10 protein-coding genes are annotated in these 13076 nt (G+C 53.0%); 1 reads left to right on the top strand and 9 read right to left on the bottom strand.

Going from position 1 to position 13076, the window contains the following annotated elements; translation table 11 throughout:
• Positions 1-93: 93 nt before the first annotated feature.
• Both DDT52_RS05605 and DDT52_RS05610 read right to left on the bottom strand, forming a co-directional pair.
• On the bottom strand, positions 94-567 hold the full coding sequence (locus tag DDT52_RS05605; protein ID WP_136155486.1) for a threonine/serine exporter: 474 nt from the start codon (positions 565-567) through the stop codon (positions 94-96).
• Entirely contained in the window at positions 555-1334 is a 780-nt protein-coding gene (locus DDT52_RS05610) for a threonine/serine exporter family protein (RefSeq protein WP_136155487.1), read from the bottom strand. Before DDT52_RS05610 ends, DDT52_RS05605 begins: the two co-directional genes overlap by 13 nt.
• Before the next feature lie 164 nt (positions 1335-1498).
• On the opposite strand from DDT52_RS05610, the gene DDT52_RS05615 reads away from it, so the two are divergent.
• The gene (locus DDT52_RS05615; RefSeq protein WP_136155488.1) at positions 1499-2113 is read left to right on the top strand and encodes a LysE family transporter; all 615 of its coding nucleotides are present in this window, start codon (positions 1499-1501) and stop codon (positions 2111-2113) included.
• A gap of 188 nt (positions 2114-2301) precedes the next feature.
• On the opposite strand, the gene carB is transcribed toward DDT52_RS05615, so the two are convergent.
• From carB to ileS, 7 genes are all read right to left on the bottom strand, one after another.
• On the bottom strand, positions 2302-5526 hold the full coding sequence (gene carB, locus DDT52_RS05620) for a carbamoyl-phosphate synthase large subunit (RefSeq protein WP_136155489.1): 3225 nt from the start codon (positions 5524-5526) through the stop codon (positions 2302-2304).
• Between the two features lie 14 nt (positions 5527-5540).
• On the bottom strand, positions 5541-6689 hold the full coding sequence (carA, locus tag DDT52_RS05625; protein WP_136155490.1) for a glutamine-hydrolyzing carbamoyl-phosphate synthase small subunit: 1149 nt from the start codon (positions 6687-6689) through the stop codon (positions 5541-5543).
• A gap of 447 nt (positions 6690-7136) precedes the next feature.
• Entirely contained in the window at positions 7137-7958 is an 822-nt protein-coding gene (dapB, locus tag DDT52_RS05630) for a 4-hydroxy-tetrahydrodipicolinate reductase (protein ID WP_136155491.1), read from the bottom strand.
• A gap of 336 nt (positions 7959-8294) precedes the next feature.
• Positions 8295-9245 (bottom strand): 4-hydroxy-3-methylbut-2-enyl diphosphate reductase, encoded by a 951-nt coding sequence (ispH, locus tag DDT52_RS05635; RefSeq protein WP_136155492.1) that lies wholly within the window; start codon positions 9243-9245, stop codon positions 8295-8297.
• Entirely contained in the window at positions 9226-9699 is a 474-nt protein-coding gene (gene fkpB, locus DDT52_RS05640) for an FKBP-type peptidyl-prolyl cis-trans isomerase (RefSeq protein ID WP_136155493.1), read from the bottom strand. Before fkpB ends, ispH begins: the two co-directional genes overlap by 20 nt.
• Positions 9699-10208: a signal peptidase II gene (gene lspA / locus DDT52_RS05645; protein WP_136155494.1), complete on the bottom strand. Its 510-nt coding sequence runs from the start codon at positions 10206-10208 to the stop codon at positions 9699-9701. Before lspA ends, fkpB begins: the two co-directional genes overlap by 1 nt.
• Complete coding sequence (gene ileS, locus DDT52_RS05650) at positions 10208-13048, bottom strand: isoleucine--tRNA ligase (RefSeq protein WP_136155495.1); 2841 nt, start codon at positions 13046-13048, stop codon at positions 10208-10210. The genes lspA and ileS overlap by 1 nt, the downstream gene beginning before the upstream one ends.
• Positions 13049-13076: the final 28 nt, after the last annotated feature.

Consider the following 13076-nt stretch of genomic DNA (forward strand, 5'->3'; position numbering starts at 1 on the left):
GGTCGGAAAATTGCTGACACTATACGGAAAGCCCTTTCACTCGTCGATACAGATACTCGCCGGATCCACAATATAAGAGAGCTCCGATTCAGGCTAGACGCCCGGGCGTTTGCGATACAGCCATATCCCCGGCAACGACAGCCCGATAGACAGCGCCCCCACAATGAAGCTGGCCTTCAGGAAATTGGTCATCATGACGCGCATCAGTTCTTCGCTATAGCCAAGATGCGAAATTTCCACGACCGAGATCATCGCCGTATAGGCCGAAATACCAGGAAACATCGGGATCACCGCGGCAACCGTAAATACTTTCGGGTGCGCCAATAGCCATCGCGACCAGCGAATACCGATGATGCCGATCATGATCGCCGCCAGAAATGACGCCCACTCAATATTCATACCGAAATGGATCGCCAGAAAACGCACGCCATGCCCCAACGCCCCAAGCAGCGCGCAATAACGTAGCGCTTTGATCGGCACATTAAACACCATGGCAAACCCCAGAGCGGGAACCGCAGCCAGCGCCATATCCTGCAACAGCGCCCACAACAGACTTAATGAGCCCATCCGCGTAGCCCCCACAGCGACAGCGCCATTATCACGCCGATACAGGTCGACAGCGTCAACAGGCTGGCGACCGTCCAACGGGCCAGACCGGTGTTCACATGGCCCTTAAACATATCGGCAACCGCGTTAATTAATGGAAACCCCGGTACCAGCAGCAAGACGCTCGCCGCCATCGCAACGCCGGAGGTATGCTGAAACACAGGCAGCCGCATCAACAGCCCGGAAGCCGATGTGGCGACAAATGCCGTAATACAAAAGTTAATCAATGGGTTGAGGTGCCGGGCGGTAAACACCTGCCGGACGTACATCGCCAGACCGCTGGCAATCATCGTCACAACAAAAGCATCCCATCCGCCACCGTTCAATCGGCTGAAACAACCGCAGGAAAGCGCAACGATAGACACCATCAGCCAGCGCGGGTAGCGGAGCGGCCTGATATGCGAAAGCCTTTTCTCGACCCCTTCAACATCCAGCAATTTATGCTCGGCCATGATCACCGCATGCTGCACCTCAATGACCACATGCATATTGATGCCGCGATCCACATTCTTACGCGTAGATGTCAGGCAATGCCCTTGCATAATGGTTGTCAGCACAATGGCATTCGCCGAGATCGAACTTTCAACGCTATCTGCGCCCAATGCCACCCCCAGGCGGGAAGATAGCTGCTCCACAACCATACTTTCGGCGCCGTGCTGTAACAGTAAAAGCGCACACTGAATACACAGCCGGGTAATTTCCCGTTGCTGTGTTGTTTCACTCACCATGATGTTATCCCAACCCCAACCCAAGAAAAAACGACCACAAGTAAAGAAAGGAAACTTGTTAGCACATTGCGAACGAATAGCCAACAATGAAGATGCCAATTAATGATTCTGGCGTTATCATTCTACCCGGTTATTCCTTCTATTTTCTCCATCTGGAACACATCATGTTAGAAACGTCGTTATTTGTCGCTACGATTGCCACGCTGGGTATGCTTTCTCCCGGCCCTGACTTTTTTCTGGTAATCAAAAATGCTGCCCGCTATCCACGCATCGAGGCGCTGATGACAGCATGCGGCGTTATCTGCGGGGTGGCCACGCACATGGCTTACTGCGTGGCAGGGTTGGCGGTGGTGATTACCACTACGCCGTGGCTGTTCAACTTGCTGAAGTATGCCGGTGCGGCCTATCTGATCTGGATAGGTATTCAGGCCCTGTTGTCCCGTGGCGGGAGTAAAATGGATGTCTCAAATTTAGCGAAACAGCGCGTCAGCATGAAGAAGGCCTTTTGGCAGGGTTACTTATGCAATCTGCTGAACCCGAAGGCAACGCTGTTCTTTCTGGCGATGTTCACCCAGGTGCTGAGCGTTAACTCCGGCGTCGGTGAAAAGCTGTGGTATGCCATGATTATCTGGGTCTTAGCCGTAATCTGGTGGCCGCTGCTGGTGATTATTTTCCAGAGCGGCCCGGTACGTCAGGTGCTGGCGAAAATTCAGAAGCTGGTGGATAAACTGCTGGGAACCGTTTTGATCGCACTGGGCATCAAAGTTGCGCTGGGATAACCCTTCCCGGAGCGTTGTTTACCCCATTGAGTAAACGCGGCGTTCTACCCGGTTTCTGGCATGGAGATTCTGCTCAATCTTTCTCCGTAAGCGCATCTCAGGCTAAGTACAAAAAAGAAAAAAGCCAGCGTTTGTGATAAACGCTGGCTTTTACTATGGGCCCTGCCGTAATGCTACAACGGCGTGAATCAGCCTTTAATCATGGCATGCATTTCCTGTACGGACGTCACTCGCTCCGTCGGATCCGCCGTCAGGGACATTGCCGTGGCAAAGCCGCCGTTCATGGTCGTATCGTAGTGGACCTTGTACTGCAACGCGCTGCGGCGAATCAGTTTGGAATCCTCAATCGCCTGACGTCCTGCCGTGGTGTTGACGATATAGGTATATTCACCATTTTTGATACGATCCTGAATGTGTGGACGGCCTTCATGAACCTTGTTCACCAGACGAGGATTAATACCTGCTTCACCCAGCTCAACCGCCGTGCCGTGCGTCGCATCCAGTTCAAAACCGTGCTTCAGCAATTTAGCGGCCAAATCCACCACCCGCGCTTTGTCGCCTTCACGCACCGACAGCAGCGCACGACCGGATTTCTTCATCTGCGAATTGCTGCCCAGCATCGCTTTGGCAAAGGCTTCGGCAAAGGTACGGCCTACACCCATCACTTCACCGGTCGAACGCATCTCTGGCCCCAGGATTGGGTCAACGCCAGGGAATTTGTTAAACGGCAGCACCACTTCTTTCACCGAATAATACGGCGGGATGACTTCTTGCGTTACGCCTTGCTCAGCCAGCGTTTGTCCTGCCATCACGCGAGCCGCCACTTTCGCCAACGGCACGCCCGTCGCTTTAGAGACAAACGGAACGGTACGCGCCGCACGCGGGTTAACTTCAATCAGATAGACTTCATTGTTTTTGACCGCGAACTGTACGTTCATCAGACCACGCACGCCAAGCTCGAATGCCAGCTTTTCAACCTGCTGACGCATCACATCCTGAATTTCCTTGCTCAACGTATAGGCTGGCAGAGAACAGGCTGAATCGCCGGAGTGAACGCCCGCCTGCTCAATGTGCTCCATAATGCCGCCAATCAATACGCGCTCACCGTCACAGATGGCATCCACATCGACTTCAATCGCGTCATCAAGGAAACGGTCCAGCAATACCGGCGCATCGTTGGAGACGCTGACGGCGGTCTGGAAATAACGGCGCAGGTCGATTTCGTCGTAAACGATTTCCATGGCGCGGCCGCCCAGTACATAAGAAGGACGCACCACCAACGGATAACCGATATCGCGCGCTTTTTCCACCGCCTGTTCAATCGCCGCCACGGTGGCGTTCGCCGGTTGTTTCAACCCCAGACGGTTTACCGCCTGTTGGAAACGCTCACGGTCTTCAGCGCGGTCAATCGCATCCGGACTGGTGCCAATCACCGGGACCCCCGCCGCTTCAAGCGCACGGGCCAGCTTCAGCGGCGTCTGACCGCCGTACTGTACGATCACGCCTTTCGGTTTTTCGATCCGAACGATTTCCAGCACGTCTTCCAGCGTCACTGGTTCAAAGTACAGGCGATCGGACGTATCGTAGTCGGTGGATACGGTTTCGGGGTTACAGTTAACCATGATGGTTTCATAACCGTCTTCACGCAGCGCCAGCGAGGCATGTACACAGCAGTAATCGAATTCAATACCCTGACCGATACGGTTTGGACCGCCGCCCAGCACCATAATCTTGTCACGATCCTGGTTCGGATTGGCTTCACACTCATCTTCATAAGTGGAATACATATAGGCGGTATCGGTGGCAAATTCAGCCGCACAGGTATCCACACGCTTGTAAACCGGATGCAGGTCAAACTTGTCGCGCAGCTTACGAATTTCACTTTCGGCGACGCCGGCCAGCTGCGCCAGACGCGCATCGGCAAAGCCTTTACGCTTCAGCAGACGCAGGAAGTCAGCATCCAGCGCGGTCACGCCTTTTTCCGCTACCTGCTCTTCCAGACGCACCAGTTCTTCAATCTGCACCAGGAACCAGCGATCAATATTCGTAAGGTTAAACACGCCATCGACAGACATTCCCGCACGGAATGCATCGGCGATATACCAGATACGCTCGGCGCCAGCGTCTTTCAGTTCACGACGGATTTTAGTCAGCGCTTCCGGATCGTCCAGATCGACTTTCGGATCAAAACCGGTAGCGCCGACTTCCAGCCCGCGCAGCGCTTTCTGTAATGACTCCTGCTGCGTGCGGCCAATCGCCATCACTTCGCCCACGGATTTCATCTGCGTGGTCAAACGGTCATTGGCACCGGCGAATTTCTCGAAGTTAAAACGCGGGATCTTCGTCACGACATAGTCGATGGACGGTTCAAACGACGCCGGGGTACGACCGCCGGTGATGTCATTCATCAGTTCATCGAGCGTATACCCCACCGCCAGCTTGGCGGCGATTTTTGCAATCGGGAAACCCGTTGCTTTAGAAGCCAGTGCGGAAGAACGAGAAACACGCGGGTTCATTTCGATAACGATCAGGCGACCATTTTTCGGGTTCACCGAGAACTGGACGTTCGAACCGCCGGTTTCCACCCCGATTTCACGCAGTACCGCCATCGAGGCGTTACGCATGATTTGATATTCTTTGTCAGTCAGGGTTTGCGCCGGCGCAACCGTAATGGAGTCACCGGTATGAATCCCCATGGCGTCGAAGTTCTCGATGGAACAGACGATGATACAGTTGTCGTTCTTGTCGCGAACCACTTCCATTTCATACTCTTTCCAACCAATCAGGGATTCGTCGATCAGCAGTTCTTTGGTGGGGGAAAGATCCAGACCGCGCTCGCAAATCTCTTCAAACTCTTCACGGTTGTAAGCAATACCGCCACCGGTGCCGCCCATGGTAAAGGAGGGACGGATAATACAAGGGAAGCCCACGTCTGCCGCCACGGCCAGCGCTTCTTCCATATTATGTGCAATACCGGAGCGCGCCGTATCCAGGCCAATTTTCTTCATCGCGACGTCAAAACGACGGCGGTCTTCGGCTTTATCGATCGCATCCGCGGTCGCGCCAATCATCGTGACGCCAAATTCGGCCAGTACGCCCTGACGTTCCAGCTCCAGCGCGCAGTTAAGCGCCGTCTGACCGCCCATGGTCGGCAGCACCGCATCCGGACGCTCTTTCTCGATGATTTTACGCACCACTTCCCAATGAATCGGCTCAATGTAGGTCGCATCGGCCATTTCCGGGTCGGTCATAATGGTGGCCGGGTTGGAGTTCACCAGAATGACGCGGTATCCCTCTTCACGCAGCGCTTTACACGCCTGTGCGCCAGAGTAGTCAAATTCACACGCCTGACCGATAACAATCGGACCGGCGCCCAGAATCAGGATGCTTTTAATATCTGTACGTTTTGGCATTTTCTCGCTCCTGATTATTTCGCTGAAGAACGGTAAGTCTGAATCAATTCAATAAAGTGGTCGAAAAAGGGCGCCGCATCGTGCGGGCCGGGGCTGGCTTCCGGGTGCCCCTGAAAACTGAACGCCGGTTTATCGGTGCGATGAATACCCTGAACCGTATGGTCAAATAATGATTTGTGCGTCACGCGCAGCGTGTCAGGCAGGTTATTTTCATCAACCGCAAAACCGTGGTTCTGCGCGGTAATCATCACGCGATTGTTATCCAGATCTTTTACCGGGTGGTTGCCGCCGTGGTGACCCAGTTTCATTTTAATCGTCTGTGCGCCGCTCGCTAACGCCAGCAGTTGGTGACCCAGGCAGATACCGAAGACCGGAATGTCCGTATCCAGGAAGGTTTTAATCGCGCGGATCGCATAATCACAAGGCGCCGGATCCCCCGGACCGTTAGACAGGAAAATGCCGTCCGGGTTAAGTTTCAGCACGTCTTCCGCGGAGGTTTGCGCCGGAACGACCGTCAGACGGCATCCTCTGTCCACCAGCAGACGCAGGATATTGCGCTTCACGCCATAGTCATAAGCGACCACGTGGAAAGGCAGTTCGCTTTCCTGCCTGGCGGCGGGTAAATCTCCCTCCAACGTCCAGCTACCTTGCAACCAGCTATAGCTTTCCGCCGTGGTGACCTCTTTTGCCAAATCCATATCTTTCAGCCCGGGAAACGCCCTGGCTTTTTCCAGCGCCAGTGCCGCATCCGGCGTATCGCCCGCGATAATGCAGCCGTTCTGAGCGCCTTTTTCACGCAGTAAACGGGTCAGCTTGCGGGTATCGATATCGGCGATGGCCACGATATTGTTGCGCTTGAGGTAATCGGACAGGGTTTCTTCACTACGGTAATTACTGGCAATCAGCGGCAGGTCACGAATAACAAGGCCCTGAGCATGTACGGAAGGTGATTCTTCGTCGCTGGCATTAGTGCCGACATTACCAATATGGGGATAAGTGAGAGTGACAATCTGGCGGGAATAGGAAGGATCAGTAAGGATTTCTTGATAACCGGTCATCGACGTATTGAAGACCACTTCCCCCACTGCCGTTCCTTCCGCCCCGATGGCCCGACCGTGGAATTGGGTTCCGTCTTCCAGAACCAATAGCGCTGACTTAATCAAAACACCCTCCAAGGAATAAACAATCATGTTATTTGCATATTAATTCAGATTCACCGATCTAAATCAATGCAAAAACCACCTGTAAGGTAAATTTTTGGCAAATTGGGCGCATTTTAATGATGGCCTGCCAACTTGTCTACTCCAACCGTCTTTTTTCTCACCTTTTTATGCTTTCTACCGTGAATAACCGCTCACGACCTTAAAAAGAGATATCAACTAGGCTAAGTAAACGGTTGCTAACCGACATTGTTAAAACATGGGTGATAATCAACCAACATAGTCTGTTTGTTGGTTCAGACCGGGTAAATCAGGCATGAAAAACGAATAAAATCAGATAAAAAAGCAACTATAGCACGATGCTAAATCAATAACCCGATTAATAAAAGCAACGATAAAAATCGTTACTTTTATCATTAGGTTATGAATTATAAAAAATAAAAAATTTTATTATAAATCATCAATGGAAAGCACATCCCTCATATCAAAAAGACCATTTTTTACATTACTTATCCAAATAGCCGCCCTTACCGCACCATTTGCAAAAGTCATGCGACTGGATGCCTTATGGGTAATCTCGATGCGTTCACCGATATCAGCAAACATTGCCGTATGCTCGCCAACAATATCGCCCGCCCGGACAGAGGCAAAACCAATACTTTTTGGATCGCGTTCGCCGGTATGGCCTTCGCGCGCATACACCGCGCACGTTTTCAGATCGCGCCCCAACGCACCGGCAATCACCTCGCCCATCGCCAGCGCCGTACCTGAAGGCGCATCCACTTTATGCCGATGGTGCGCTTCAACGATCTCAATATCGGTGTAGTCGCCCATGACTTTGGCCGCTTTCTCCAACAGCTTCAGCATAACGTTGACACCCACGCTGAAGTTGGCCGCGAAAACAATGCCGATATCCTGAGATGCCTGTGCAATAGCCGCTTTACCTTCATCATCGAAGCCCGTTGTGCCGATAATCATGGCCTTACGATGCTGACGACAAAAGGCCAGATGCGCCAGCGTGCCTTCTGGACGAGTAAAATCGATCAAAATATCAAAGTCATCACGGACGGCCTCCAGACTATCGTTGACCAACACGCCCGTTTTTCCCAATCCGGCCAGTTCACCTGCATCAGTCCCGACCAGGGATGAGCCGGCTCGCTCCAGCGCTGCGCCCAATACCGCGCCTTCAGTTTGATCAACCGCCTGAATCAGCTGACGCCCCATACGGCCACCTGAGCCCGCAATCGCGATACGAATGGATGAATCCTTCATAATGTCTCTCTCTGTAATACTTCCAACGAATCATGTCAGGTTAACGGGCGTGAAGCGCTATCGCCAGCGGATTTATGGTCAGATTAGAAAATTATGTGAGAAGAGAGATAAAATCAGTAAAACTACCCGATCAATATCCTGAAAAACCGTGGCTAAAAACGTAAGCGGCAACAAAGGTACTCGCAGGATAAGTCGCCGCGCCGAAAGCCACTTAATGTAGTAACGCATAAACATGCATTTTTATCACATCGTTATCAGTGGTGAATCGTACAATTCGCAGACAAAAGAAGACGCAAATGGAGAGGACGGCGGTGCAGACCGCACCGCCGTCAGTAATTAATCGATCTGTTTTACTTCTACACGCAGCTCTTTCGGTACTTCAAAAACGATATTCTCTTCACGTCCCTGCATTTCAACGGCAATCTTGCCGCCTAACGCCCGCAAACGTTTAATGACCTGCTGAACCAGAATATCCGGTGCTGATGCGCCGGCGGTGACGCCGACCTGTGACACGCCAGTCAACCAGCTTTCCTGAATGTCTTCTGCCGCATCAATCAGGTAGGCGGCTTTGCCCGCCCGCTGAGCCAGTTCAGCCAAACGATTGGAGTTGGAAGAGTTCTTGGAACCCACCACCAGCACCACGTCCGCTTCTGCCGCCAGATTACGTACCGCTTCCTGACGGTTCGTGGTGGCATAACAGATATCATCTTTGCGCGGACCAACAATTTTCGGGAAACGCGCGCGCAGCGCGTCAATCACCGCCGACGTATCATCAACCGACAACGTCGTCTGTGTCATAAAGCAGAGGTCGGTTTCATCCTTCACCTGCAATTGCCAGACATCCTCGGGCGACTCGACCAGATACATTCCGCCCCTGACGTTATTGTACTGCCCCATCGTGCCTTCCACTTCCGGGTGGCCCGCATGCCCAATCAGAATCGCTTCGGTCCCTTTACGGCTGGCGCGGGCCACTTCCATATGCACCTTGGTCACCAGAGGACAGGTGGCATCAAACACTGTCAGGTCGCGGCTTTTTGCCTCGGCACGCACCGCCTGTGACACGCCATGCGCAGAGAAAATCAGAATCGAACCATCCGGTACTTCATTAATCTGCTCAATGAATATCGCCCCGCGTTCACGTAATCCGTTAACCACATAGCGATTATGAACCACTTCGTGACGAACGTAGATTGGCGTACCGTATATCTCCAGCGCGCGTTCAACAATGCTGATAGCCCGATCGACCCCCGCACAAAAACCGCGTGGGTTAGCCAGCAAGATTTGCATGAGGAACCTCCTGCCGTAAGGGATCGATCTCCAACACTTCCAGATCGAACGTAATAGCCTGGCCTGCCAGCGGGTGATTGAAATCCACGGTGATGGACTCTTCCGCCACTTCGCGGATAATTCCGGGCATATCATTACCGCCCATGCCGCTGAACAACATAATCGTGCCCACATCCGGCACGCCGGTCCCGGCGAAATCACGACGCAGGAAGAACTGAATCAGATCGGGATTGGTCAGCCCAAACGCAGATTCCGGCGGTAACGTGAACTTACGCCTGTCGCCGCGCCTGAGCCCCAGCAGGTTCTGTTCCAACTCATTGGACAAACTGCCATCCCCCAGGCGGAACAACGCGGGCTTACCGCTTTCGCGGGTAGACTCCGCCGCAGAACCATCCGCCAACGTCAGGATAAAGTGCACCAGCACCTCGCTGTTGCTCTGTACAGTCTCAGACATCAGTGACCCTTTTGTTTGACGGTATCATCATGCGTATTGAAAAAACCTTCCAGTACGATCAGCGCCGCGCCAACACAGATCGCGCTGTCTGCCAGATTAAAGGTGGCGAAGTGCCAGTCCCCCATATAGAAGTCGATGAAGTCCACAACAAATCCATGCCATGTCCGGTCAAACAGATTGCCTAACGCACCGCCGATGATCAGCGCGTAAGCAATGTTATTTAACTTTTGCCGCGCACTGCCGCGATACATCATCACCAGCAAGGCGACCACAATCGTTACCGCAATACCCGCAAAGAACCAGCGCTGCCAGCCGCCTTTATCTGCCAGAAAACTGAATGCCGCACCATAATTCCGCGCATAGTGCAGATTCAGAGAAGGAAACAGAGGCTGCGTCTCCCCCAGCGCAAAGTGAGTGAGAATCCACTGTTTGCTGCCAAGGTCGATAACCAAAACCAGTAGCGCCAGCCAAAGCCAGCGCAATCCGCTCGAACAGATCGATTTATTCATCAGACAAATTTACGCTCTTCTCCATTGCCGCCGACGTTAGTTGCACAGCGACCACAAATGTCAGGATAATCGGCGTTAATGCCGATATCTGGCTCATAGTGCCAGCAGCGAGGACACTTGTGCCCTTCCGCCTTGCTTAAGGCAATTTTCAGTCCGGAGAGTTCCGTAGCTTGCGCATCGGCAGGCGCGTCTTCATAACGCGCAACCAGCGCTTTCGAGGTCAACAGCGCAAAATGCAGTTCCTGATGCAGTCGATTCAATTTACCCGCCAGATTGGCATCGGCATAAAGGGTGACGGAGGCTTCCAGCGATCCGCCGATACGCTTGTCATTACGCGCCTGCTCAATCACTTTGTTTACTTCACTGCGCACTTTCAGGATGTCCGCCCAGAAAGCGTCATTCATGGTCTCGGCCGAATCCAGGCCGAACAAGCCGTCATACCACTCCTCGGTAAAGACATACTGAGCGCGAGCGCCCGGCAGGTAGCCCCAGATTTCGTCTGCGGTGAATGACAGAATCGGCGCCATCCAGCGAACCAACGCTTCACAGATATGATACAGCGCCGTCTGACAGCTGCGACGGGCAACGCTGTCGCCTTTCGCGGTGTATTGACGGTCCTTGATGATATCAAGATAGAACGAGCCCATTTCAATGGAGCAGAACTGCATCAGCCGTTGTACGACACGGTGAAAATCATAGCTCTCGTAGGCTTCGATAATTTCTTCCTGCGCCGCTTTCGCACAGCCGACCGCCCAGCGATCCAGCACCACCATTTCTTCGGGTTTCACCATATGCTGCTGCGGATCAAATCCGTTCAGGTTAGCCAGCAGGAAACGTGCGGTGTTACGAATACGACGATAAGCATCGGCCGAACGTTTCAGAATCTCATCAGAAACGGCGATCTCGCCCGAATAATCAGTTGAACCGATCCACAGACGCAGAATATCGGCCCCCAGTTTATCCATCACGTCCTGCGGGCTGACGGTATTGCCGATCGACTTGGACATCTTGCGCCCCTGACCATCAACGGTGAAACCGTGAGTCAGAACCTGACGATAAGGTGCTTTACCTTTGATCGCGGTAGAGATCATCAGTGAAGACATAAACCAGCCGCGATGCTGATCGGAACCTTCAAGGTACATATCCGCGGAATGACCGCCAAACTCAGGGCGAACATCAACCACCGAAGCATGCGTTGACCCGGAGTCGAACCATACGTCCAGCGTATCCGGCACCTTAACGTAATGCTCGGCATCGGCTCCCAATACATCGGCCGGATCAAGATCCCACCATGCCTGAATACCATCCTGCTCAACGCGTTTGGCAACGGCCTCAATCAGTTCGCTGGTGCGCGGATGCAGTTCTTCCGTTTCTTTGTGAACGAACAGCGACATCGGTACGCCCCAGGTACGCTGACGGGAAATACACCAGTCGGGACGGTTAGCGACCATCGCTTCAATACGTGCCTGACCCCAGTCAGGGATCCACTGCACGCCTTTGATTTCAGCCAGAGACTGCTGACGCAGACCTTTCTGATCCATGCTGACAAACCACTGCGGGGTGGCACGGAAGATGATAGGCGTTTTGTGACGCCAGCAGCACGGATAGCTGTGCAGCAGTTTTTCCACGTGCAGCAGAGCGCCCTTTTCACGCAGAATCTCAACAATGAGATCATTGGCTTTAAAGACAAACTTACCGTCCAGTCCAGGATAAGTTCCGCTCAGGTAGCAGCCGTTCGGCCCCACCGGATTGGCGACTTCCAACCCATACTGCTGACCGATGACATAATCGTCCGGACCATGCCCCGGCGCGGTATGCACCGCACCGGTGCCCGCGTCCAGCGTCACGTGTTCGCCCAGAATAACCGGAACGTCAAAGCCCATGAACGGGTGTTGGAAACGCAACAGTTCCAACTCGCTGCCTTTTACCTTATTTTCGGTTAATTCAATAAACGTCGCGTCGCCGTTAGCATCTCCCGCGATACGCTGGGCGACAGCGGCGGCTAATCCATCCGCAACAATAATGTTTTTCCCCGCCACCTGAAGCAGGACATACTCAAAATCAGCATTAAGCGCAATCGCCCGGTTGGCAGGCAATGTCCAGGGCGTAGTCGTCCAAATGACCAGCGAGACATCGCCTTGCACCGCATCAGCAGACAGACCGAATTTCGCCAGCACCGCATCGCGATCAACGGCATTGAACGCAACATCGATGGAAGGCGAGGTTTTATCGTAATATTCCACTTCGGCTTCGGCCAGCGCAGAACCACAGTCGGCGCACCAGTGAACCGGTTTCGCCCCTTTATGCAGGTGGCCGTTTTCAATAATACGGCCCAGCGCCCGAATAATGTTCGCTTCGGTCTGGAAATCCATCGTCAGATAAGGATGTTCCCAGTCACCTAATACGCCCAGGCGAATAAAGTCTTTCTTCTGACCTGCGACCTGTTCGGCTGCGTATTTACGGCACTCGGCGCGGAATTCCGCCGCGCTCACCTTCTCTCCCGGCTTACCGATCAACTGTTCGACTTTCAGTTCGATAGGCAGGCCATGGCAGTCCCAGCCCGGCACATAAGGAGAGTCATAGCCAGACAGGCTTTTAGACTTAACGATAATATCTTTAAGAATTTTGTTAACCGAGTGACCAATATGAATGCTGCCATTCGCATATGGGGGGCCATCATGCAGAATGAAGGTTTTTTTACCTTTTTTGGCATTACGAATAATCCCGTACAGATCCTGCTCATACCAACGTTTCAGCATGTCAGGTTCACGCTTGGCCAAATCGCCACGCATCGGGAACCCTGTTTCCGGCAAATTCAGGGTAGTCTTATAGTCACTCATTAGATTCTCGATTTCGTCTTCGGCTAGA

Source organism: Brenneria roseae subsp. roseae, from assembly GCF_003115845.1.
Taxonomy (GTDB): domain Bacteria; phylum Pseudomonadota; class Gammaproteobacteria; order Enterobacterales; family Enterobacteriaceae; genus Brenneria; species Brenneria roseae.

Excerpts from the sequence above, each read along its gene's own strand:
- DDT52_RS05605 (WP_136155486.1), bottom strand. The coding sequence starts at position 567 with ATGGGCTCATTAAGTCTGTTGTGGGCGCTGTTGCAGGATATGGCGCTG.
- DDT52_RS05610 (WP_136155487.1), bottom strand. The coding sequence starts at position 1,334 with ATGGTGAGTGAAACAACACAGCAACGGGAAATTACCCGGCTGTGTATT.
- DDT52_RS05615 (WP_136155488.1), top strand. The coding sequence starts at position 1,499 with ATGTTAGAAACGTCGTTATTTGTCGCTACGATTGCCACGCTGGGTATG.
- carB (WP_136155489.1), bottom strand. The coding sequence starts at position 5,526 with ATGCCAAAACGTACAGATATTAAAAGCATCCTGATTCTGGGCGCCGGT.
- dapB (WP_136155491.1), bottom strand. The coding sequence starts at position 7,958 with ATGAAGGATTCATCCATTCGTATCGCGATTGCGGGCTCAGGTGGCCGT.
- ispH (WP_136155492.1), bottom strand. The coding sequence starts at position 9,245 with ATGCAAATCTTGCTGGCTAACCCACGCGGTTTTTGTGCGGGGGTCGAT.
- fkpB (WP_136155493.1), bottom strand. The coding sequence starts at position 9,699 with ATGTCTGAGACTGTACAGAGCAACAGCGAGGTGCTGGTGCACTTTATC.
- lspA (WP_136155494.1), bottom strand. The coding sequence starts at position 10,208 with ATGAATAAATCGATCTGTTCGAGCGGATTGCGCTGGCTTTGGCTGGCG.
- ileS (WP_136155495.1), bottom strand. The coding sequence starts at position 13,048 with ATGAGTGACTATAAGACTACCCTGAATTTGCCGGAAACAGGGTTCCCG.